The 23,468-nt window shown below is 49.6% G+C and carries 21 protein-coding genes and 5 pseudogenes; 23 read left to right on the top strand and 3 right to left on the bottom strand.

The genetic code is table 11. From position 1 onward, the window contains the following. From rplF to JCM15908_RS01370, 22 genes and pseudogenes are all read left to right on the top strand, one after another. A complete protein-coding gene (gene rplF, locus JCM15908_RS01275; protein WP_025001952.1) occupies window positions 1–567 on the top strand; it encodes a 50S ribosomal protein L6 in 567 nt (188 codons plus the stop codon). Window positions 568–588: 21 nt separating this feature from the next. Beyond that, the gene (gene rplR / locus JCM15908_RS01280; protein WP_025001953.1) at window positions 589–933 is read left to right on the top strand and encodes a 50S ribosomal protein L18; all 345 of its coding nucleotides are present in this window, start codon (window positions 589–591) and stop codon (window positions 931–933) included. A gap of 6 nt (window positions 934–939) precedes the next feature. Continuing rightward, the gene (gene rpsE, locus JCM15908_RS01285) at window positions 940–1,452 is read left to right on the top strand and encodes a 30S ribosomal protein S5 (RefSeq protein WP_025001954.1); all 513 of its coding nucleotides are present in this window, start codon (window positions 940–942) and stop codon (window positions 1,450–1,452) included. Window positions 1,453–1,472: 20 nt separating this feature from the next. After that, on the top strand, window positions 1,473–1,649 hold the full coding sequence (gene rpmD / locus JCM15908_RS01290; RefSeq protein WP_025001955.1) for a 50S ribosomal protein L30: 177 nt from the start codon (window positions 1,473–1,475) through the stop codon (window positions 1,647–1,649). Between the two features lie 27 nt (window positions 1,650–1,676). Next, window positions 1,677–2,123 carry a 50S ribosomal protein L15 gene (rplO, locus tag JCM15908_RS01295; RefSeq protein WP_025001956.1) on the top strand — a complete coding sequence of 149 codons (447 nt, stop codon included), beginning with the start codon at window positions 1,677–1,679 and terminating at the stop codon, window positions 2,121–2,123. Between the two features lie 4 nt (window positions 2,124–2,127). Further along, window positions 2,128–3,468, top strand: a complete 1,341-nt coding sequence (gene secY / locus JCM15908_RS01300) for a preprotein translocase subunit SecY (protein ID WP_025001957.1) — start codon at window positions 2,128–2,130, stop codon at window positions 3,466–3,468. Between the two features lie 15 nt (window positions 3,469–3,483). Next, the gene (gene map, locus JCM15908_RS01305; RefSeq protein WP_025001958.1) at window positions 3,484–4,284 is read left to right on the top strand and encodes a type I methionyl aminopeptidase; all 801 of its coding nucleotides are present in this window, start codon (window positions 3,484–3,486) and stop codon (window positions 4,282–4,284) included. Between the two features lie 6 nt (window positions 4,285–4,290). Beyond that, window positions 4,291–4,508 (top strand): annotated as a pseudogene (gene infA, locus JCM15908_RS11560) (translation initiation factor IF-1). A gap of 13 nt (window positions 4,509–4,521) precedes the next feature. Beyond that, a complete protein-coding gene (rpmJ, locus tag JCM15908_RS14255; protein WP_081475822.1) occupies window positions 4,522–4,638 on the top strand; it encodes a 50S ribosomal protein L36 in 117 nt (38 codons plus the stop codon). Window positions 4,639–4,735: 97 nt separating this feature from the next. Beyond that, window positions 4,736–5,115, top strand: a pseudogene (rpsM, locus tag JCM15908_RS01315) (30S ribosomal protein S13). Between the two features lie 89 nt (window positions 5,116–5,204). Beyond that, the gene (rpsK, locus tag JCM15908_RS01320) at window positions 5,205–5,594 is read left to right on the top strand and encodes a 30S ribosomal protein S11 (RefSeq protein ID WP_025001960.1); all 390 of its coding nucleotides are present in this window, start codon (window positions 5,205–5,207) and stop codon (window positions 5,592–5,594) included. Window positions 5,595–5,631: 37 nt separating this feature from the next. Continuing rightward, window positions 5,632–6,240: a 30S ribosomal protein S4 gene (gene rpsD / locus JCM15908_RS01325; protein WP_025001961.1), complete on the top strand. Its 609-nt coding sequence runs from the start codon at window positions 5,632–5,634 to the stop codon at window positions 6,238–6,240. 12 nt (window positions 6,241–6,252) lie between these two features. Then, the gene (locus tag JCM15908_RS01330) at window positions 6,253–7,251 is read left to right on the top strand and encodes a DNA-directed RNA polymerase subunit alpha (protein ID WP_025001962.1); all 999 of its coding nucleotides are present in this window, start codon (window positions 6,253–6,255) and stop codon (window positions 7,249–7,251) included. Between the two features lie 62 nt (window positions 7,252–7,313). Then, a complete protein-coding gene (rplQ, locus tag JCM15908_RS01335; RefSeq protein ID WP_025001963.1) occupies window positions 7,314–7,802 on the top strand; it encodes a 50S ribosomal protein L17 in 489 nt (162 codons plus the stop codon). Window positions 7,803–8,176: 374 nt separating this feature from the next. Beyond that, window positions 8,177–9,190, top strand: a complete 1,014-nt coding sequence (locus JCM15908_RS13975; protein WP_148295486.1) for a DNA cytosine methyltransferase — start codon at window positions 8,177–8,179, stop codon at window positions 9,188–9,190. Between the two features lie 248 nt (window positions 9,191–9,438). Further along, entirely contained in the window at window positions 9,439–10,944 is a 1,506-nt protein-coding gene (locus JCM15908_RS01345) for an McrB family protein (protein ID WP_025001965.1), read from the top strand. A 283-nt stretch (window positions 10,945–11,227) separates the two neighbouring features. Then, window positions 11,228–11,928, top strand: a pseudogene (locus JCM15908_RS14960) (DUF2357 domain-containing protein); the annotation flags it as partial. Between the two features lie 168 nt (window positions 11,929–12,096). After that, entirely contained in the window at window positions 12,097–13,137 is a 1,041-nt protein-coding gene (locus JCM15908_RS14965) for a nuclease domain-containing protein (RefSeq protein ID WP_234396350.1), read from the top strand. A gap of 440 nt (window positions 13,138–13,577) precedes the next feature. Next, window positions 13,578–14,815, top strand: a pseudogene (locus JCM15908_RS11575) (GTP-binding protein). Window positions 14,816–15,208: 393 nt separating this feature from the next. Further along, window positions 15,209–16,552, top strand: a complete 1,344-nt coding sequence (gene gdhA / locus JCM15908_RS01360; RefSeq protein WP_025001966.1) for an NADP-specific glutamate dehydrogenase — start codon at window positions 15,209–15,211, stop codon at window positions 16,550–16,552. Between the two features lie 82 nt (window positions 16,553–16,634). Further along, window positions 16,635–17,423: a septal ring lytic transglycosylase RlpA family protein gene (locus tag JCM15908_RS01365; protein ID WP_025001967.1), complete on the top strand. Its 789-nt coding sequence runs from the start codon at window positions 16,635–16,637 to the stop codon at window positions 17,421–17,423. 397 nt (window positions 17,424–17,820) lie between these two features. After that, the gene (locus JCM15908_RS01370) at window positions 17,821–18,477 is read left to right on the top strand and encodes a DUF4923 family protein (protein ID WP_025001968.1); all 657 of its coding nucleotides are present in this window, start codon (window positions 17,821–17,823) and stop codon (window positions 18,475–18,477) included. A 141-nt stretch (window positions 18,478–18,618) separates the two neighbouring features. On the opposite strand, the pseudogene JCM15908_RS11580 reads toward JCM15908_RS01370, so the two are convergent. Then, a pseudogene (locus JCM15908_RS11580) lies at window positions 18,619–19,493 on the bottom strand (hypothetical protein). A 524-nt stretch (window positions 19,494–20,017) separates the two neighbouring features. Here JCM15908_RS11580 and JCM15908_RS01380 point away from each other — a divergent pair. After that, window positions 20,018–21,829 (top strand): MutS-related protein, encoded by a 1,812-nt coding sequence (locus tag JCM15908_RS01380; protein ID WP_025001969.1) that lies wholly within the window; start codon window positions 20,018–20,020, stop codon window positions 21,827–21,829. Window positions 21,830–21,960: 131 nt separating this feature from the next. On the opposite strand, the gene JCM15908_RS01385 is transcribed toward JCM15908_RS01380, so the two are convergent. Together JCM15908_RS01385 and JCM15908_RS01390 are read right to left on the bottom strand one after the other, a co-directional pair. Then, window positions 21,961–22,773 carry a Cof-type HAD-IIB family hydrolase gene (locus tag JCM15908_RS01385; protein WP_025001970.1) on the bottom strand — a complete coding sequence of 271 codons (813 nt, stop codon included), beginning with the start codon at window positions 22,771–22,773 and terminating at the stop codon, window positions 21,961–21,963. A gap of 308 nt (window positions 22,774–23,081) precedes the next feature. After that, window positions 23,082–23,456 carry a RidA family protein gene (locus tag JCM15908_RS01390; protein ID WP_025001971.1) on the bottom strand — a complete coding sequence of 125 codons (375 nt, stop codon included), beginning with the start codon at window positions 23,454–23,456 and terminating at the stop codon, window positions 23,082–23,084. Between the last annotated feature and the right edge of the window lie 12 nt (window positions 23,457–23,468).

Genomic DNA, 23,468 nt, shown 5'->3' on the forward strand with positions numbered 1-23,468 from the left:
ATGTCAAGAATAGGAAAATTGCCAATTAGTGTTCCTGCTGGCGTTACTATTACACAGAAGGATAATGTTGTAACCGTCAAGGGTCCCAAAGGAGAACTCTCACAATATGTTGATCCTTCTATCAAGATGAATGTTGAAGAGGGCCAGATAATTTTTGAGGTTGATGAGAATAGTCCGGTGAACTACAAGCAGAAGCAGGCTTTTCACGGTCTGTATCGTTCGTTGGTAAACAATATGGTTGTAGGTGTCAGCGAAGGTTATACCAAGACTTTGGAGTTGGTCGGTGTAGGTTACCGTGTTTCCAACCAAGGCAACTTGGTAGAGTTCTCTTTAGGTTATACACACCCCATTTTCATTCAGCTTCCGAAAGAAGTTAAGGTTGAAACAAAGAGTGAGCGTAATCAGAACCCTATTATCACTCTCGAATCGGCTGACAAGCAACTGCTTGGTCTCATCTGTGCTAAGATTCGTTCTTTCCGTATGCCTGAACCTTATAAGGGTAAGGGTATCCTGTTTAAGGGTGAGGTTATTCGCAGAAAGTCTGGTAAGACGGCTGCAGCTAAGTAACTTTAATAATTCATTACGATTATGACAACAAAGAAAGAACAAAGAAGACTTAAGATAAAGTTCCGCATTCGTAAGAGTGTGAACGGTACTGCTGAACGCCCACGCCTGAGCGTCTTCCGCAGCAATAAGCAGATTTATGCACAGGTTATTAATGATCTGACAGGAACAACTCTTGCTTCGGCTTCCTCACTTGGCCTTGAAAAGATGGCAAAGATAGAGCAGGCTAAGAAAGTTGGTGCGCTTGTAGCCGAAAAGGCTGTCGCCGTTGGTGTAGAGCAGGTTGTTTTTGACCGTAACGGTTATCTTTATCACGGCCGTGTTCAAGCTTTGGCTGACGGTGCACGTGAGGGAGGACTTAAATTCTAAACGATTATGGCAATGAATAAAGTAAAAGTAAATAGTGACGTTGAACTGAAGGACCGTCTGGTTGCTATTAACCGTGTAACCAAGGTTACTAAGGGTGGTCGTACTTTCACATTCGCAGCTATCGTCGTTGTAGGTGACGGTAAAGGCGTTATCGGTTGGGGACTTGGCAAGGCTGGAGAAGTTACTGCTGCTATACAGAAAGGTACAGATGCAGCCAAGAAGAACCTCGTAAAGGTTTCTGTTCTTAAGGGTACAGTTCCTCATGAGGTTGAAACACGCTTTGGTGGTGCTCAGGTGCTTCTTAAGCCGGCTGCTGCCGGTACTGGTCTGAAGGCGGGTGGTGCTATGCGTGCTGTACTTGAGAGTGCAGGTGTTACTGATGTGATAGCAAAGTCTAAGGGATCTTCCAATCCTCACAACCTTGTAAAGGCTACTATTGCTGCTCTCGCTTTGATGCGCGATGCCTATACGGTAGCCGGTGAGCGTGGTATCGGTATGGATAAAGTATTTAACGGTTAACTATAAGGAGATATAAAACTATGGCAACAATTAAGATAAAGCAGATAAAGAGCCGCATCAATGCTCCGAAGGATCAGAAAGCAACTCTTCTTGCCTTGGGTCTTCACAAGATAGCTCAGGTTGTTGAGGTAGAGGATACTCCAAGCAGCCGTGGTATGATCCGCAAGGTACATCATCTGGTATCAGTAATTGATTAATTAATCTTTATAAAGGAAACAATAATTATGAAATTAAATAATTTGAAACCAGCTGCTGGCTCTACACATTCGCGTCGTCGTATTGGCCGTGGTCCCGGTTCGGGACTTGGTGGTACTTCTACCCGTGGACACAAGGGTGCTAAGGCTCGCTCTGGCTATAAGAGAAAGATAGGTTTCGAAGGTGGTCAGATGCCGCTCCAGCGTCGTATACCGAAGGCTGGCTTCAAGAATATCAACCATAAGGAATACTATGCTGTAAACCTTTCTACTCTTCAGGAACTTGCAGAGAAGAAGAACCTTACCAAGATTGGCATTGCCGAGTTAGTGGCAGCTGGTCTGACTAATGGCAAGGAACTCGTCAAGATTCTTGGTAAGGGTGAACTGAAGGCAAAGGTTGATGTAGAAGCTAATGCTTTCTCAAAGACTGCCGAAGAAGCTATCAAGGCAGTAGGTGGTAACACAACTATAATCTAAGTTAATGAAAAAGTTTATTGAGACACTGAAGAACTGTTGGAAGATTGAGGATTTGCGTCAGCGACTCCTTATCACCATTCTGTTTACGGCTATTTACCGATTTGGCTCGTTCGTTGTACTTCCCGGTATAAATCCGAACCAGCTTGAGAAATTGCAGTCACAGACGGCTGGCGGCCTTATGTCGCTGTTGGACATGTTCTCCGGTGGTGCATTTTCCCATGCGTCTATTTTTGCATTAGGAATTATGCCATACATCTCAGCTTCAATCGTTATGCAGCTTCTCGCCATCGCTGTACCTTATTTCCAAAAGATGCAGCGAGAGGGTGAGAGCGGGCACAAGAAGATTAACTGGTATACGCGTAGCCTGACAGTATTTATTCTGTTCTTTCAGGCGCCGTCCTACTTGTTTAATCTGAAAGCAACGTCGGCTGCTGCCCTTGCTACGGGCATCAGCTGGACGGGCTTCATGATTCCAGCGGCAATTATACTTGCTGCTGGTTCAATGTTTATCTTGTGGCTCGGTGAGCGCATTACCGATAAGGGAGTAGGTAATGGTATATCTCTGATTATCATGATTGGCATTATTGCCCGTCTTCCACAGGCTTTCTTCCAAGAAATCAGCAGTAGATTTACTGCTATCTCTGGTGGTGGTATTGTGATGTTCATCATTGAGATTATCATCCTTTATGCAGTTGTATGTGCCTCTATTCTCCTGACGCAAGGTACTCGCAAGGTTCCTGTTCAGTATGCAAAGAGAGTTGTCGGCAATAAGCAATATGGTGGTGCACGTCAGTACATTCCGTTGAAGCTGTTTGCTGCTAACGTAATGCCTATTATCTTTGCTCAGGCATTGATGTTTATTCCGTTGGCCATCGTACAGTATTCTACCGACAATGCAAGTCCCGTTCTTCAGTCCCTGATGAATACAAAGAGCTTGCTGTATAATTCGGTTTATGTAATCCTTGTGATTGCGTTTACCTATTTCTATACAGCCATCACGCTCAATCCTACTCAGATGGCAGAAGATATGAAGCGTAATAATGGTTTCATTCCGGGTGTTAAGCCGGGTAAGGATACTGCTGAGTACATTGATACGGTTATGTCCCGTATTACTGGCCCGGGTTCTCTTTTTATAGCTTTTATTGCGATAATGCCGGCCTTGGTTGGTTGGCTCAATGTTCAGGATGCGTTTGGTCAGTTCTTCGGTGGAACCTCCTTGCTGATTCTCGTCGGTGTTGTCATTGACACGCTTCAGCAGATAGAGTCTCACATGATGATGCGCCATTACGACGGTCTCTTGAACTCTGGGCATACCCGTGGCGGTAACGGCGTTGCTGCTTATTAATCTTTTTCTTGAGAAATGAATATATTTCTGAAGACTGAAGATGAAATCGATTTAATGCGAAAGGCCAACCATCTTGTAGGCAGAACGCTTGCGGAGGTTGGCCGTCACATAAAACCGGGGGTATCAACTTTAGAGTTGGACAGAATTGCCGAGGAGTTTATTCGCGACAATGGAGCTGTCCCCACTTTCAAGGGATTCCCCAATCCGTATGGCGGTCCGTTTCCCGGTAGTATTTGTACTTCGGTTAACGATATTGTAGTTCATGGTGTCCCAAGCGACAAAGTCATTCTGAAAGAGGGCGATATTATCTCAGTTGACTGCGGCACATTACTGGATGGTTTCAATGGCGACAGCTGCTACACATTTTGTGTAGGCGAAGTTGCCCCAGAAGTAATGAAGTTGCTCCAGACGACGAAAGAGTCTCTCTATAAGGGTATTGAGGCAGCGCAAGCTGGTCATCACGTTGGCGACATCGGGTCGGCTGTCCAAGACTATTGTGAGGCTGAGGGCTATGGTGTTGTACGTGAACTTACAGGGCACGGGATAGGACGCGACATGCACGAGGATCCACAGATTCCCAATTATGGGCGACGTGGCAATGGCACCATGCTTAAAGCAGGTATGTGTATAGCCATAGAGCCTATGATTACGATGGGAGACCGTAAGATTGCGATGTTGCAAGACAGGTGGAGTATCATCACTTGCGACCGAAAGCCTGCAGCTCATTTTGAGCATACCATCGCCATCCGCAAGGGAAAGGCTGAGATTCTCTCTTCGTTTGAGGAAGTAGAACATTTAGAAGGACAAAATTTTTAAGACAATATGGCAAAGCAATCTGCAATAGAGCAGGACGGAATCATCATGGAGCACTTTCCAATGCCATGTTCCGTGTAGAGTTGGAGAATGGTGTGGACATTACCGCCCATATTTCTGGCAAGATGAGAATGCATTACATCAAGATACTTCCGGGAGACAAGGTTAAGGTCGAGATGAGTCCCTATGACTTGACAAAAGGCAGAATCGTTTTCAGATACAAATAAACAACATAGAGATATGAAGACAAGAACATCATTAAAGAAGCGTACAGCAGACTGCAAAATTGTTCGTCGCAAGGGTCGTCTGTTCGTTATCAACAAGAAGAATCCTAAGTTCAAATTACGTCAAGGCTAAAGTTAAAAAAGTGCAAATGGTAAGTGGAACGATAAATTATGCTTACCTTTGTGCGCTTTTAGGCACGAACGTAACATTTTAATCAATTTTTCAATCAATGGCAATAAGAATTGTTGGAGTAGATTTGCCCCAGAATAAGCGTGGCGAAATCGCATTGACCTATATCTATGGTATTGGTCGAAGTAGTTCAGCAAAGATATTGGATAAGGCCGGCATCAGCCGCGACTGAAGGTCAGCGAATGGTCTGACGATCAGGCTGCCAAAATCCGTGAAATTATCGGCGCTGAATTCAAAGTAGAAGGTGATCTCCGTTCAGAGATTCAGATGAACATCAAGCGTCTCATGGACATAGGTTGCTATCGTGGAGTTAGACATCGTAATGGTCTTCCTGTTCGCGGTCAGAGTACTAAGAACAATGCTCGTACCCGCAAGGGAAAGAAGAAGACTGTTGCTAATAAGAAAAAGGCTACTAAGTAAGATTTAGTTGAGAGTTGAGAGTTGGAGAGCGGGCACGAGTCCTTCCTCATTGACTTATAGACTTGATACTGTTAGACTAAAAAAGAATTATGGCAAAGAAAACAGCAACATCTAAGAAGAGAAATGTACGTGTTGACGCACTCGGTCAGCTTCACGTTCACAGTTCATTCAATAACATTATTGTATCTTTGGCTAACAACGAAGGTCAGGTTATTTCTTGGTCTTCAGCTGGTAAGATGGGATTCCGTGGATCAAAGAAGAACACTCCCTATGCTGCACAGATGGCAGCAGAGGATTGTGCTAAGGTAGCTTTCGATCTCGGTCTTCGCAAGGTTAAGGCATACGTAAAAGGTCCGGGTAACGGTCGTGAGAGCGCAATCCGTGCAGTGAACGCATCCGGTATTCAGGTTACTGAAATCGTTGACGTTACTCCGTTGCCACACAACGGCTGCCGTCCTCCTAAGCGTCGTCGTGTATAATCACATCTTATAACAATTAAAAGAATTCATATTAATTATGGCAAGATACATTGGTCCAAAATCACGAATCGCCCGCCGCTTCGGTGAGCCTATCTTCGGTGCAGATAAGGTATTAGCTAAGAGAAACTTCCCTCCGGGGCAGCATGGCAACAACCGTCGCCGCAAGGTGTCTGAGTATGGTGCTCAGCTCGCAGAGAAGCAGAAGGCTAAATATACTTACGGTGTATTGGAGCGTCAGTTCCGCAATATGTTCGACAAGGCTGCCAAGGCTGACGGTATCACTGGTGAGGTGCTCCTTCAGAACCTCGAAAGCCGTCTGGACAACGTTGTGTTCCGTCTTGGTCTCGCTCCTACGCGTGCAGCTGCCCGTCAGCTCGTCAGCCACAAGCACATTGTCGTTAACGGTCAGGTGGTAAATATTGCTTCCTATCATGTTAAGACTGGTGATGTTGTTGGTGTACGCGAGAAGGCTAAGTCTCTCGAAGTTATCGAGGCTGCTCTTGCAGGTTTCAATCACAGCAAGTATCCTTGGATAGAGTGGGACGAGAACAGCAAGAGTGGCAAGTTCCTTCACAAGCCAGACCGTGCTGACATCCCCGAGAACATTAAGGAGCAGTTAATCGTTGAGTTGTACTCTAAACAATAAATCATTAAATTAATGGCGATATTAGCATTTCAAAAACCTGATAAAGTTGTGATGCTGGAGGCTAATGACCAGTTCGGCAAGTTCGAATTCCGTCCTCTTGAGCCTGGCTTCGGCGTTACCATCGGTAATGCGTTGCGCCGCATCCTCCTTTCATCGCTGGAGGGCTATGCTATCAATACCATCCGTATAGCTGGTGTTGAGCATGAATTTTCTTCAGTACCGGGTGTTAAGGAAGATGTTACCAACATCATCTTGAATCTCAAGCAAGTTCGATTCAAGCAAGTAGTAGAAGAATTCGAGAATGAGAAAGTTAGTATCACCGTAGAGAATTCCACCGAATTCAAAGCAGGTGATATCGGTAAGTACCTGACTGGATTTGAAGTGTTAAACCCTGATTTGGTGATTTGTCATTTAGACTCCAAGGCTTCGATGCAGATAGACCTTACAATCAATAAGGGACGTGGTTATGTTCCTGCTGAGGAAAACCGTGAGTTCTGCACCGACGTGAATGTACTCCCAATCGATTCCATCTACACCCCAATACGTAACGTGAAGTATGCGGTTGAGCCGTATCGTGTCGAGCAAAAGACCGACTACGATAAACTCGTTCTTGAGGTTACGACCGATGGTTCCATCCACCCGAAAGATGCGCTGAAGGAAGCAGCAAAAATTCTTATCTATCACTTCATGTTGTTCTCCGACGAGAAGATTACGCTCGAGAATCCTGATCAGGAGGGCAACCAAGAGTTTGACGAGGAAGTGCTGCACATGCGCCAGTTGCTTAAGACTAAGCTCACTGATTCAAGTCTTAACCTTAGTGTCCGCGCTCTCAACTGCCTCAAGGCTGCTGATGTAGAGACACTTGGCGACTTGGTACAGTACAACAAGACTGACCTCCTGAAGTTCCGCAACTTCGGTAAGAAATCGCTCTCTGAGCTTGATGATTTGCTCGAGAGTCTGAATCTGTCGTTTGGAACCGACATTACAAAGTATAAACTGGACAAGGAATAAGAGTTGACAAGTCTGCAAGTCAGACGAGTTGACAGGTTTGTCCACAACAAGTTAAAAACAAAATGAGACATAATAAGAAATTCAACCATTTGGGTCGTACTGCCGATCATCGTGCAGCCATGCTCGCTAACATGGCCATATCGCTGATTCAGCACAAAAGAATCACTACGACCCTCGCAAAGGCCAAGGCTCTGAAGAAGTATGTAGAGCCGCTGATTACCAAGGCAAAGGAAGATACAACCAACTCTCGTCGTGTTGTTTTCCGCTATTTGCAGGATAAGAGAGCGGTTACTGAACTCTTCAAGGAGATTTCTGTCAAGGTAGCTGACCGTCCGGGTGGCTATACTCGCGTTATCAAGCTCGGAACCCGTCAGGGCGACGCTGCCCCTATCGCTTTCATCGAGTTGGTAGACTACGATGAGAACATGGCAAAGACTCCGAAGGCTGAAGCCAAGAAAACTCGCCGTAGCCGTCGTCCGGCTAAGAAGGCAGCAGAGACTGAAGCTCCAGCAGCTGAAGCACCTGTAGCTGAAGAGGCAAAGGCTGAATAATTCGCAAGTAATATCTCTATCAATAAGGAACTCCCGGCACTTTTGTGTCGGGAGTTTTTTAGTGCTCTAACCTTAGATGGTGAATCTTCATCTTATGACTATGAGAACTTGAAAGTGCATCAAGCCCCTTTTCTTATTATTAGTTTTCAAATACAAAGATAATAAAATTGGGGACTTATATACTTTTATAGGACAGAGCCTGAAGTTAGCCATATTCTCGTATGCGCAAATGAGGATAAATAATTATTTTCGCAAAATCTGCTAAGGTTAGGGTAATTATTTGTAATTTTGTAAATTCAAATGTCTTTACTAATTTACAGGCTATATTATCTAATGTGTGGTTATCATACATTGTGAAAATGGCTATAATGTAAGTGAAACTTTCAATAATGCATAATTTACCTCAACATCCCCAACTTAATGTATTCGAAGGCTTTGCTGGTTATGGGGGGGCTTCTTTTGGATTAATCCGGGCAGGAATAAACCATAATGTAGTTGGCTTTTCCGAAGTCGATGCTGATGCGGTTGAATTATATAGGTACAATTTCCCTAATGTGCATAATTTTGGAGATATAACCCAAATTGATGCAGAAAGTCCAGATTTTCCAGATTTTGATTTGTTTACCGGGGGATTTCCATGTCAACCTTTTTCTACTGTCGGCAAAAGACAAGGTCAAGACGATGAACGTGGACGAGGTACGCTATTTGGAGATATTGTAAGAGTCTGTGAAGCGAAACATCCAAGTTATGTCCTTCTTGAAAATGTAAAAGGCTTAAAGACTGGGAAGATGAAAGCCACATTTGAGGTCATATTGGACGAACTTCATAGAATAGGCTATGATACTCGTTATGCAGTTCTAAATTCAAAAGATTATGGTATTCCTCAAACGAGGGAGAGGTTGTGGATATTTGGATTCTTGGGACAACTTCCTGAAGATTTCGAGTTAGAGCCTCCTCATCAACCATTATATGGATATTTGGCAGACTTCCTTGACAGGCATCCTGCTGCTGATTTGTATAAAACGCAGGCACAAATAGATAGGATTCACGAAATACATCATAATGATACTTTTGATGTAGACGAACCCTTGTGCTATGACATTTACAATCGTAAAATCCGAACCGATAGGCTAAGTATGACAATAACTCCGCCTGAACATAATGTTATTAGGATTATTGAGCCTATGATTGATGGTAAAGAGCGGTTTAGAAAATTATCTCTTGATGAACATTTTCGACTGATGGGTTTTCGTTTGGATGACGAGGAACGGGAAATCCTATTCCCTCCAACGCAGAATTACACGAGATTAGGCCGGCGTGCAGGTAATGGATGGGATGTCAATCTTGTTGGAATATTATTAAATCACATCTTTTGGCAGTTGTTATGAGAATAGATATTACATCTTTGTGCTTTGGTTTTAAGATTACCAAAGAAAACGATAGTGGTACTCCTGCTTGGGCTACTTCGATAGGGCAGGCTCCTAAAGGAGTATGTTATATAGAAACATCACGCCCGGGGTTGGATAATCTTGTTTATGGCATGATGTATAATGCCCATTCGGATTTTTCAGAGCTAAAGGTTAGGGGGATTCCCGGTATTGAAAAGAAAGAAGAGCCTCGAGGAGACAGAGAACGTATGATGTTTTCTGTTTTCAAGCGTGTTTTTGTCAATGGCAAATTGGTTGATGGCTGGTACACCCTTACTTATGAACGAGAGAATACCGAAAGCCACAAGAACAGAATACATATTTGCTATGCAAAATATATTACCTATAAAGGACATTCTAATAAAGAAACCTTGCGTAATATGGCACAGGTTTTGGAATGTACAGAGGATGCTTGTTGGTTTGTTACAGATATATCAGTAGTAGACCAGACAGAATTACATTTTACTGCGATTGTCGTAAATCCGTATAAGAACGAAGTTTATAGTAGTTCGCAAGTAAGAAAACAGGTTTGGGAAGCATTAGTTCCTGATTTACATGTACCGAATGTAATCAATCCTACTTACCGCCCCTATATCACTGCAGCCAAGTCCAAGCCTTTCCTGTTGCTTGCCGGCATATCCGGCACGGGCAAGAGCCGTATAGTCAGGGAGTTGGCAAGGGCCTGCTGGGACATGGATTCGGAAGAGTATAGTGCGCAGAATCTGCGGAACTTCGAGATTGTGCAGGTGAAGCCGAACTGGCACGATTCCAGTGAGCTGATAGGATATGTAAGCAGGGTGGGTGTGAAGCCCTCCTTTGTGGCAGGCGACTTCCTGAAATTTGTTGCCAAGGCGTGGGAAAATCCTGATATTCCCCATTTCCTCTGCCTTGACGAGATGAACCTTGCGCCCGTAGAGCAATATTTTGCTGAATATCTCAGCGTAATAGAGTCGCGCCGGAGACATGAGGACGGAACGGTAAAGACCGACCCGATACTGAAGAAAAACAAGGAAGACTGGTACAGGGTGTTGACCGACGAACTGACAACAAGCGGAGAACTCCGTATGCAGTTCCTCAACGAGGGGATAACCCTGCCTGAAAACCTTATCGTTGTGGGAACGGTTAATATGGACGAAACCACTTTCTCGTTCTCGCGGAAAGTGCTCGACCGTGCCATGACCATCGAGATGAACAAGGTTGACCTGACCAGCGGACTTGCTAACCGTTTTGAGCCTATAGGTAAATTGTCATGTGCCGAGCTTGTAGGAACTAAAGTTGAGGGAGTAGATGTCTACGAGGAAAACAGAGAAGTCTGCGACACCGTCATCGCCTACCTGCAAGCCGTAAACGACTGTCTGGACGGTACGCCTTTCAAGATAGGCTACCGCACGCGCAACGAATCCCTGCTCTATGTTGTCAATAATCTGCCCTATCGGAACGATGGTGAGGAAGAGGGCGTGGTGATAGCCCGTGCGCTTGATGAGATAACCAACATGAAAATCCTCCCCCGTATTGAGGGCGACGAGACAAAGGTGAGCCGTGAGTTCCTCGCATCGCTTGGAGATACGATAGCCAACGGGTTGGAGAAGGTGTCGGGCAAGAAGTATGCCGACCATACTGCAAGTGATAATGATACGGTTCTGTCCATCTCGATGGCAAAGCTGACGGAGATGACCATCAGACTTGGCATGGGCTATACAAGCTTTTGGAGTTGACGCTATGGAGCTTCTGACGATACGACATAAAGACTTTACGATGAGCATCGAATGTAGTAAGTTTGATGCCATTTGGGGAAAGGCCGTGCAGAACATTGGTGCTGCGCGGCTGCTTTCTACCTATACGTGGACAGACGGAGTAGAGTCGGTGGTCAGGAGCGACGACAGTGGCGAGGTACAGCTCCAACAGGGGCAGGCGGCTCCTGCGGTCTTTTTCGACAATGCCGACTATCCTGTCTGGGTGGAGTTTGCCAATGGCGTAAGGGAAGCGAGTTTCGGCTCTATGCTGCAAAGTGAGAATGAAAGGTTTGGATTCCGTCGTGGCATACTGGCCGGATTCGTCAACTACGGCAATGAGGTGGGCCGGAGCGAAATAGCCATCTCTTACCGTGTCGGCACAGAGACCAGACGGTTTGTATTCGGTTTCGAGGTGCTGAGCACGAAACTCGACTATCACGACCACTGGCGGAAGATGGTGGAAGACATTGAAGCCGAATACCGCATGCTTTCGCTCGATTTCATGCGACGCACCTTCCACGGCTTTACGCCCGACACAAGGGAGAAACGCCCGAATTGGTTTGGTGGAGCATCTTTCAGGGCGAGCAGCGAAAGTTTCTGCAGGCCTGCCGCAACATTGTGGAACGTCCGCGTCGCCGTCTACATGGACATAAGGTCTATCTGCGTGCCGACCAGCTGAAGCATGTCCCGACAATGATAGAGAACGAACTGGCCGAGCATCGCATGGAGCATGCCCACCGTTATTGCGTGGAAGAACAGCTGCAGAGCAACGATACACAGGAGAACCGTTTCCTGAAATATGCACTCCGTCATATAGCCGGCAGATACGACGAATTGCGGCAGCGCATTGAGGCTGTCAAGAATATATCCGATGTCCTGAAGGCCGATATGCTGTCGACCCTCCACGCCATGCGGTGCCTTTGCCGACATCCTTTCTTCCGCACGGTCGGCAGTTTCAAGGGCCTTTCACAGGAGAGCCTTGTCCTTCAGAAAGCTACCGGGTATAGTCAGGTTTACCGCACGTGGCATTTGCTCCGGCGTGCCTATTCGCTCAACGATGGCATTTATCGCCTGCAATCGAAGGACATTGCCACACTCTACGAGATTTGGTGCTTCATAGAGGTCAGCCACATCGTGCGCCATCTGCTGGGACTGAACGCTGACGAGGTGGAGCACCGCAACCGGACGGAGCTGAGCGGCATGTTTACGTGGACACTCGGAAAAGGTGGGCACTCGCGCATCCTCTTCAGAAAAGACGATGTAGAACTGGCGGAACTTATCTACAACCCGAAGCATGTCGAGCGCGAGAACGACATTGTCAGCATTTCGTATCTGGTATCGCCAACCGTGGCACAAAAGCCCGACATTGTGCTTCAGCTCACCAAGAACGACCTTAGCCGGGGCATGAAGATGACCTATCTTTTCGACGCCAAGTACCGAATAGACGGGAAAGCCGGCAGCGTGGACATACCGCCCGAAGACGCCATCAACCAAATGCACCGCTACCGCGATGCCATCTACTATAGGGAATATGATGCCGCACCGCTGAAGAAAGAGGTGATAGGCGGCTATATCCTCTTCCCCGGCGGTGGAGAGCCTGCCGACGTGGAGGTCTCCAAATTCTACAAGACCATAGGAGAGGTGAATATCGGTGCCTTTCCCCTTCGTCCGAACGACGGGCGCAACCGTCGGTTGCTCGAGGATTTTATCCGAAGCCTGATAGAACGGAAGTCTACTGAGACCATCTCGCAGGTTATTCCACAGAAAGGAACGTTTGTCGAGGTGGGCGACCGCGTACTTGTCGGACTCGTAAAGCCCAACAGCCGCCGCGGCTATCTTGACGGATTCAAAGACGGAAAGGCCGTGCGCTACTATACCGGCTCGCACTTCCCCACTACGATAGCCCTGCAAGACCTTCACTTCTTCGTGCCTTACGTCAAGGGGCTGGGCATCCGCGACGTCTACGAGATAACGCGCATACGGACCATTGCCGCCAGCGAGGTGAAGCAGACAGAGGGCGACGGGGCTGCCGTAAACGACATCCGGCTGACCTTTGAGCTTAAGTTCAGTCGGAGACTGTCTGACGGATGGCAAAGGATAGACACCCACGGAATGATAGACTACACCTTCTTCGATACGACTTTTGAGGGCATAGGGCAGCTTATGGGGCTTTAGCGATGGTCTGTTCTGGCCTTATGTCGGAGGGAGTTTCCACGGCCTGATAGCAGAAGGGACAGAGGGACAAAATCGAAGTGCCGTTTTCGCCATGCGAAAACGGCACTTTCGTTGTATGAAAGCGGCACTTTCGTTCTGCGGGTCGGGCAGGATGGTGAATGGGGAAGTTTACTACGACCGGTTGGGAGCACCGGAATTGTAAATGCAGCAAATAAATATTGGTAGGAGGGTGTTAGTTTGGCATATATTTTGTAATTTTGTAGGATAAAGTGAAGAGTGGATGATGCTTCCCGGGCATTGGCTTCCCCGTGCTGCCCTTGTCTCACGTAAGTTCATGGAGAGGGGAGGATGGTTGGCATGCAGGGTGTCTGCTGCTGTGTGGAGGTTTTGTTTGGACAGGCTCTTCATCATCAGGAAACGAAACATTAAATACGCAATCAATGAATACAAAAGAAACTCCCGTCTTGCTGCTGACCGGCTATCTCGGCAGCGGAAAGACAACACTCGTCAACCGAATCCTCGCCAATGAGAAGGGAATCAGGTTTGCCGTTATCGTCAACGACATCGGCGAAGTGAACATCGACGCCAGTCTCATAGAGTCGGGTGGGGTAGTCGGTCAGAAAGACGACTCCCTCGTTGCCCTTCAGAACGGCTGCATCTGCTGCACTCTGAAGATGGATTTGGTACAGCAAATCAGCGAGATAGTAGGTCAGCAGAAGTTCGACTATATAGTCATTGAGCGAGCGGCATCTGCGAACCTGCACCTATTGCACAGACCATCTGTGCCTATCCGCAGATGTATCCCGACTTTGCCAAGAGCGGCAAGGCTGTGCTCGACTCTATCGTCACGGTGGTGGACGCTCGCCGCATGTGCGATGAGTTCTCGGCAGGCAACGACCTGTTGAAGAACGACCTCGGTGAGGACGATTTGGAGAACCTGCTCATTCAGCAGATAGAGTTCTGCAACATTATCCTCTTAAATAAGGTGGACGACGTAGACAAGGAGGAGTTGGGCATGGTGCGCAGTATCATCCGTTCGCTACAGCCCAAGGCCGAAATCATAGAGTGCAACTATGGCGACGTGGAACTCGACAAGATTCTCAATACCCGCTCGTTCGACTTCGACAAGGTGGCAACTTCGGCCTCGTGGATAGCCGCCATTGAGGGCGAAGCTGACGAAGATGAGGACGACGACCATCATGACGGGCATCATCATCACGCCCACGACGAAGCCGGAGAACACCATCATCACGGTCACCATCACCACCATCACCATGGTTTGGAGAACGAGGAGAGCGGAGAGGCACTGGAGTATAACATCCAGACTTTTGTCTACTACAACCGCCGCCCGTTCGACATTAACTTTTTCGACGACTTCGTGGCACGCAAATGGCCGAAGAGCATCATCCGCTGCAAGGGACTTTGCTATTTCGAGAGCGAGAAGGACATCTGCTATGTCTTTGAGCAGGCAGGCCGTCAGGTCAATCTCCGCAATGTCGGGCAGTGGTATGCGACAATGCCGCAGTTCGAGCTGAAGGAGTTTCTCAAGCAGAATCCGCAGGCGCTCAAGGATTGGGAAGAGCCTTACGGCGACCGCATGCAAAAACTGGTCTTCATTGGTCAGAATCTCGACAAGGAGGCTATTGCGAAAGCTCTCGACCTGTGCTTGGTGAAATAGGGAGGAATACGGCCGTCCCCTCGTGCAGTTTCTCTTCGGGGAAAGACTGCGTTAGGGGGTGGCTCTTGTTTTCCCCGTGCGGCAGTACCTGTGTGCTTTGCGTAGGTTTTGTTCCATTTCCGGAGGATTCGGGTTCTTGTTCGCAAATACTTTGTTTTCGACAAAAAAGCAAGGTATTTACTTCTCGCCCTCCCTTTTGGTTGCAAAAGCGATGTTTCTTAATGATTTTGCAATGTGCAGACTCGGAAAACGGTGCATTGCAGACTCCTCTCCGTTATGGCCGGATGTAAAAAAGACGGCATTTTCTTTGGTAGTTTGAATTTTTTGGGATATATTTGCGGTATCATTAGACAACTGATACTAATCAATAAATAATTAAAAATCAACTTTACTATGGAAGTCGTAAAAATTATGCAGGCTTTGGAGCAGAAGCATCCGGGCGAGTCAGAGTACTTACAGGCAGTTCAGGAAGTTCTCGAGTCTATCGAGGAAGTGTACAATCAGCACCCTGAGTTCGAGAAGGCAAAGATTGTTGAAAGAATGGTTGAGCCGGAGCGTATCTTCACTTTCCGTGTTACATGGATTGACGATAAGGGCGAAGTACAGACAAACCTCGGCTATCGCGTACAGTTCAACAGCGCAATTGGCCCGTATAAGGGTGGTCTCCGTTTCCACAAGGCTGTTACTCCTTCAATGCTGAAGTTCCTCGGCTTCGAGCAGACATTCAAGAATGCTTTGACAACACTCCCAATGGGCGGTGGCAAGGGTGGATCTGATTTCGACCCAGTAGGCAAGTCTGAAGCTGAGATTATGCGTTTCTGTCAGGCCTTCATGCTTGAGTTGAAGCACAATATCGGCCCGGATCAGGATATTCCTGCAGGCGACGTAGGCGTTGGTGGCCGCGAAATCGGTTACATGAACGGTATGTACCAGAAGCTCACACGTCAGTATCACACTGGTGTGCTCACAGGCAAGGGCCTGACATGGGGTGGTTCTTTCTTCCGTCCTGAGGCTACAGGTTACGGTGCACTCTACTTCACAGAGCACCTCCTCAAGAAGGCCGGCAAGGACATCAAGGGCAAGAAGGTTGCTCTCTCCGGCTTCGGTAACGTGGCTTGGGGTGCTGCTCAGAAGACCACCGAGTTGGGTGGTAAGGTTGTAGCTATCTCTGGTCCTGACGGTGTTTGCGAGATTCCTGAAGGCATCACCACAGAGATGATTGACTATATGCTCGAAATGCGTTCTTCTAACCGTAACAAGGTTGAAGACATGGCAACCAAGTTCCCGGGCAAGGCTAAGTTCACCGCAGGCAAGAAGGCTTGGAGCGTTCCTTGCGACATCGCTCTTCCTTGCGCATTCCAGAACGAGCTGAGCGAGGACGACGCCAAGGAGCTGAAGGCTAATGGCTGCTGGTGCTGCTGCGAAGTTTCCAACATGGGTTGCCAGCCGGGTGCTATCCACTTCTTCCAGAAGAACGGCATCCTCTTTGCTCCGGGCAAGGCTGTAAACGCCGGTGGTGTTGCTACCTCTGGTCTTGAAATGACACAGAACGCAGCTCACTTGAACTGGGCTCCTGCTGAGGTTGACGCTAAGCTCCACTGGATTATGGAAAGCATCCACGAGCAGTGCGTGAAGTTCGGCGAGCAGCCAGACGGCTCTGTTGACTACGTGAAGGGTGCTAACATCGCAGGCTTCATGAAGGTTGCACAGGCTATGCTTGAGCAGGGCGTAATCTAAAAAGTTTTCTCCGTTCCCCACTCGCCTCGCGTGAGTGGGAACGATATGCAACAGGGAGGAGACTGAGTTAAACACATAACGAATGAAGAATATCAGAATCCTCTTAACAGCATTAACAATATTCGTAGGCTTTACTATCTCGTCAGCGTGCTATGCGCAGATGGGGGGTAAAGCCTCTTATTATAGTAATGGGCTGCACGGAAGGCGCATGAGTAATGGCGAACGCTACAACCGGGACAGTCTGACCTGTGCGCACCGAACGTTGCCCTTCGGCACCCGGCTGCGCGTAACCAATCCGCAGAACGGGAAGTCGGTCGTTGTCCGCGTTACCGACCGTGGCCCGTTTGTCCGTGGACGTATCATTGACCTCTCATACGCTGCTGCACGGAAGTTGGGAACAATTTCCAAAGGTGTTGCCTATATAAAGATTGAGGTGCTGCCACGCAGTACGGAAGTTCCATACGCTTCGGAACCCGTGCGTGTCGAGATGCCGGAGGTGGAGTATGGTATGGCAGGTGTTTGCTATGAGTTTATCCCGGACTGGGAGAAGAGCACCGAAGAAGACCAGCCCAAGCAGATTGTCCGTAAGGTGGATACCCGCCGCAAAGCTGTCCCGGCAACTACTGGTAGCAAGCCGGCAACAGCTTCGGCCAATGCTCCTGCCGTTGCAGGCAAGTCTTCGCCTGTAGCTTCAAGAAAAGAGAGGGCAAGGGCTACCAAGCCTCAACAGCCTCAGCAGGCTCATTCCAGACCTCAGCAGCCGCACGCGAAGGCGCAGCAGCCGGCAAGGCCGCCGGAAGAGAAGAAGACAAATAGTTGGTCTGACTTTTTCAGACGTGTCAAGGATGGCGTTACCGGCCTTTTTGACTGACGATTTAATGGTATATAAGTGAGGCTTCATCTGGGTTTTCCGGCTCATGCGTTCATGCGTGTGAGCCGTTATTATTCTTTCCTGCTGATGATTTGGTGGCATGGCAAGTTGGATATCGTTGGGCTTGCCGGCCCGTGCCTGATATGTAGGTGCGGTTGTTGTTTCTCCAGCTAATGGTTTGGCAGTGCGGAAAGTTAAGGGCTGTTGCCTTTGGCGGCCAGTGGCTTGGATGATTACGGGCCGGGATTTGGCGTGGAAATACGTCGTGAGCTTGGACGAAAAGCAGGATAATGGTTGTGACGGGCTGTCTTTTCGCAGAAAATAGTTTGTTGTTTGGTCAAGATGCTGTACTTTTGCAGGCGCAAAAACATAGTTCGGAAAATAACAAACAAAAGCAATGAAGAAATTTATGACGATGGCTGCCGCGGCGGCCCTGACATTCACTTCGTGCGGCGGACCCGGGACGGGTCTGGGCAGCACTTCCTCCGGCGGGTCGGCAGTGGGCAATGTACTTGGCGACATACTTGGAGCGGCAACCAGTGGAGAAACCCTTGGCAATATCCTGACCTCGGTCATAGGGTTGGACAGGGTCTCGCAGGAGAATCTGTATGGTACTTGGCGGTACCGTGGGCCGGGTTGTGCGTTCACGTCGGAGAATACTCTGGCAAAGGCTGGTGGCGAAGTGGCGGCAACGGAAGTAAGGCAGAAACTTGCTGCACAGTATGAGAAAATAGGCTTCAGCAGCGGCAACACGTTTATAACCTTCAACGATAACCACAAGTTCTCTGCCAAGATAGACGGCAAGAGCTGGGGCGGAACGTGGAGTTTCGACAAGAGCGACCAGTCAGTCAGCTTTCAGGGGCTGTTGCTCAACCTCAAGGGCTATGTGAAGCGGAACGGAAACGGCAGCATCAGTATTCTTTTTGAATCGAAGAAGATACTTACCCTCTTCCAGACGATGGCGGCTTTGAGCGGCAACAGCACGCTGTCTGCGATTGGCGATATTTCCAAGAACTACGACGGGGTACGCATAGGTTTTGAGATGAAGAAGTAGCGGCTGCCGTGCGATACGGATGTCCCGGCTCCATGAGTATGGAGCCGGGACATTTCGTTTGGGCGGGTCAAAGAAAAAACTGCCTCAGGAACGGTTGTTCCATCGGCAGTCAGTAGTAAGTAAATAGTCTAATTGAATCAGTTATTTTTGTGTCTGTATATCGAATTCCGTTACTTTGCTTATGCTTTTGTTTCCCTGCAATACGGTCAGGGCAAACTTTGACGTTCCGTTCTTCAGCTTCTTGTCTGCCTTTATGACGGCAGTATAGCGTATTCCCTTTCCCGGGGCTATGCTTTCTACGTGGATGGACGGGCTGATGTAGATGTGGCGGTTGCCCGTTGACTCAATCACGGAGGCTGAACGTCGTAGATGGTCTGCTGTCCGCGGTTGTATATCTCGAAGATTACTTTTCCTATCTCATTTGCCGACAGCATGCCGTCCTGATTGTCGTCTACGAAGCGTGCGTTCTCTATTTCTATGTTGGGGGCGAAGCTGTACGGCTCGGCCAGATTCTCCATGCTCGACAGTGTGGGTATGGTCGTGGTAGGCTGTGCGGCACTGTAGTCGCCGGTATAGTCGCTGCTTTGGAAGTCGTAGATGCGGTCGTCGCCCTTTCCGCTGGCGTCGAATCCGCTGTTGTCTGTCCCGTCTACCAGCGTTGTGGTGTCGGTATCGCTGTACGAATTGCCGCGGCCGCGGTCCAGACCGTATGTGTCGTCGTTATAGGGGTTGACGCCCCGTGCCTTGTTTTCCTGCACCTGCTCGTAATGGTCGTGCACCTCCTGCCGCTCCCTTTGGTCGGCCTTTGTTCCTATTGCCGCCCCGACGGCTGCTCCGCCTGCCATTCCTATGATGCTGCCCCAGTCTGAACCGCGTGCTCCTCCCGTAATTCCGCCTATGGCACTTCCGAGGATGCTTCCGAGAGAGCCTCCGGTATATGCTCCGGAGCCGGCGTATGTACCGCAGCTGCCGAGCATGAGAACCGCGCAGAGGGGTAGTATGTTGTATTTCTTCATATTCGCTGCGTTTTGTTATTGCTGTGCAAAGGTAATGACTGTCTCCGGGTGTGGCAAGGATATTTCCCTACGGATGGTGGGGAAATCCCTACCGTGTCTTGTTCCCGTTGTCTTTCGGTGGTCGTGGCAGCCGTATGCGGCATGAGCAGGGAGGTTATACTTGGGTGCCGGCCACCGTTATACTTGGGAAGAGATGCTCGCCATACCTAAGCGGCTTTGGTTTTTCTTGGGCTTCTACGAGCGTCTCACTGCTTTGAGACGAACGTCTCACTATTATGAGACGAGTGTCTCACTATTATGAGACGATTGTCTCACTATTATGAGACATTTATAGAAGCCCAAGAAAAACCAAAGCCGCTTAGGTATGGCGAACATCATCGTGCTGCTCATACGGCGATGGCAGCAGCATGGGTGGTCTGCCCGTGCCGGTTAGGTCGGGCAGACGAGGTTATATAATGTAAAGATACGCTAAATAATGAGGCAAGAGCGGGCCGGGCGCATACTTTATTCGTATATTTGCGGGCATGAACAAGGAACTGAATACAATCTATCAGGCCCGGATAGCCGAGTTGGGGCTGGCTGTCGGCCGGCTCCGTGCGAAGAGCCGGGGATTTGTAGTGGCTGAAATCGCCTTCTTCGTGGCTGCTGTGGGCTTCGTGGTGCTCTATACGCTGTCAGGGAGCGGAGGCTGGCCGCTCTTCGTTGGGGCAGGCATGCTGATGCTCTATTTCCATATCCGCCATCTGGATGCGGCCAACGACAGGCAGATAGCCGGCAGCGAGGCGTTGCGGAAGGTCTATGAGCGCGAGGTCGGGTACCAGAACGGCGACTATGAGGCCTTCGGCGACGGCGAGAAGTACATCAGTCCTGCCCATCCCTACACGTTCGACTTGGATGTCTTCGGGCGCAGTTCGCTCTTTCAGCGGATGAACCGCACCATCTCTACGGGCGGAAGCGACGTGCTTGCGGAGTGGCTTTCGGCGGAGCGGACGACGGCATCTGCACAGGAATATGCAGACGCGGCAGGCAGGAGAAGGGAGGCCGTCGGAGAGCTTTCGGGCAACGAGTCTTTCGTGTCGGCCTTCAAGGCGCTGGGGGTGGAGGAGCAGATAGACACGGCGTCGGTGAGGCGTGCGCTTGCCGGCATACAGCAGCTTCGCCTGCCCGGCTATTTCGGCAGCCGCGCGTTCCGTTATCTTACTGCTGCCAACCTTGTAGGCTTCTATCTGTCGGTCTTCCTCTCCCTCGGCAGTATCGTCCCGGCCTCGCTGCCGACGGTATGGGGCATCTTCAATTTCTTTCTGTCGCTGACCTGCTGCCACAGCTGCATCCGGCAGATTTCGGAGCTGATAGCGCGGATGCAGCGTCAGGTGGAGGGCTATCTGAAGATAATGCAGCTCGTGGAGCGGCAGCCGTTCTCGGCCTCTGCGCTGCAGGGACTGAAACGGGAACTCCAAGGAGCCGTCGCGTCGTTCGGACAGCTCGACCGCATACTGCAAAAGATAGACAACCGCAGCAACGAGGTGGGCATCGTCCTGTTCAATTGTTTTGCCCTGTTGGATATTACCATCGTGCGCCACTTCCTCCGTTGGCAGCGCACCTACGAGCAGCGTGCCGACGAGTGGATATCCGCTGCCAGCCGGATGGATGCACTTGTGTCGATGGCGACGTTCCGGATGAACGAGGACAAGGCGGTCGAGGCCGAGGTGGTGGTGGCGGACAGAGTCGTCTACGAGGCCCGCGGCCTGTACCATCCTTTCCTTGGCGAGAAGGCGGTGTGCAACGATTTCGACATCCGCGACCACGAATACTATATCGTTACCGGCGCAAACATGGCCGGCAAGAGCACTTTCCTCCGTTCGCTCGGCATCAACTACCTGCTGGCCATGAACGGGCTGCCCGTCTTTGCCCGTTCGCTGCGGGTCTCTGTGTTCCATCTCTTTACGAGCATGCGTACCACCGACGACCTCGCACACGGCATTTCCTACTTCAATGCCGAGCTGTTGCGCCTGAAGCAGCTTCTTTCTTCGCTCCGCCCTTCGGTGCCGAGCCTGATTATCCTCGACGAGATACTGAAGGGAACCAATTCGCTCGACAAGCTCAACGGGTCGCGCCTGTTCCTTCAGTACATTGCCGAGCAGAATGTTACGGGCGTCATTGCCACCCACGACCTTGAACTCTCGAAGATGGAAGACGCGCAGCCCGGCCGCTTCCATAACTACTGCTTCGAGATTGAGCTGGGAGAGCGGATTACCTACTCCTACAAGATAACGCGTGGCGTGGCACGCAACCAGAATGCCACGTACCTGCTAAAGGGAATATTGGGGAAAGAGTAAACACCTTTTTCATACGTTTGCTGCCGGATTGTCCGTAGTAAGCATGCAGGCTGTACGCCAACAGTGGTAGGCTGACAGATAAACGAGTGTAACAGAATCTTTTTCTTTGGCCGGATAGTTTCGTTGCAGGCCTATTCCCGGAGGATAAACTTCTCCACCACATGCGCCACGCCGTCCTCCTCGTTGGAGTAGGTGATGTAGTCGGCCGTGTCCTGAATGTCGCGCGGTGCGTTGGCCATTGCCACGCCGAGTCCTGCAAAGCGTATCATGCTTTGGTCGTTGTAGCCGTCGCCGCATGCTATTATCTCCTCGCGGCTGATGCCGAGCGACGTGATGAGGCGGCTGAGCGAGTTGGCCTTGTCGATGCCGGGCGGAACACATTCGAGGAAGAATCCTGCCGAGCGGTAGACGTCCGCCCTGCCCCGTAGCGACACTTTCAGCCGTTCCTCAAGCGTGTGGAGCGGGGCAGGGTCGCCCACGATGAGGCATTTGTTGACGGGGTAGACCACTTGGCCGGGGAAGTCTGCATATTCCGTGACGGGCATCTTGTTGATGAAGGCCTCGTGCAGCACATACTTGTTCTCCTTCTTCGTAGCGGCAATGCCCTCTCCCTGATAGGTGAGAATCTCCATTCCTGCCTTCATGGCGGCATGGTAGAGCGCAGGCACAAGCCGGTCGTCAAGTTTCTGTTCAAATATCACGTTGCCGTTTCCGCAGTCGGTTATCTTTCCGCCGTTGAAGGCAAGGATGTAGCCTCCGTTCTCTGCCAGTTCCAGCTCGTCGGCCAGTGCCGTGATGCCGCAGGTCGGGCGGCCCGAGGCAAGCACCACCCTGACTCCTCTCTGCTGTGCCGCCATCAGGGCCTGCTTGGTCTTGGGTGTTATTTCCTTTCTTTCGTTGGTCAGTGTGCCGTCGAGGTCGAGCACAATCATCCTGTATCTCATGAGTGGGGTAACTTTTCGTTTAATGTATGTATAGGCTATCTGTCTTTCAGGCTGCGCCTTTGGTAACTGGCTGATAGCCAGTAATATTATGAAACGGGCACTTTCGTCTTGCGAAAGTGCCCGTTTCGTTGTGTCAAAGTGCCAGTTTCATGGTGCGAAAGTACCACTTTCATGTCGCGGATGGATGCTGGGAGAAGACGAAGCCGATACATTGGAAGTATTCTCTGCTCTTCCTTTCACTGCGTGGAGCGTCTGTCCGCATTTTGTGAGTGTATGTCCTTTCGCCTGAAAGTGCCGTCAGGCACAGGCTACTTGGCGGCAATGCACTCCATTTCTACGAGTGCGCCCTTGGGCAGCGTCTTTACGGCAAATGCCGAACGGGCCGGGAACGGCTCGCTGAAGAACTCGGCATAAACCTCGTTCATGGCTGCGAAGTTGTCCATGTCGGACAGGAAGACGGTTGTCTTGACTACGTGGCTGAGGTCGATTCCTGCGGCACGGAGCACGTTCTGCGCGTTGGTGATGGACTGGCGGGTCTGTTCCTTGATTCCGCCTACGGCAAACTCGTTGGTTGCCGGGTCGATGGGGAGCTGGCCGGATGCGAATACGAAACCATTGGCCTCAATGGCCTGACTGTAAGGTCCTACTGCCTTGGGGGCGTTGTCTGAATGTACTACTTTCATGTTGTTGAGTAT

The organism is Prevotella dentasini JCM 15908, assembly GCF_000614065.1.
Taxonomy (GTDB): Bacteria; Bacteroidota; Bacteroidia; order Bacteroidales; family Bacteroidaceae; genus Prevotella; species Prevotella dentasini.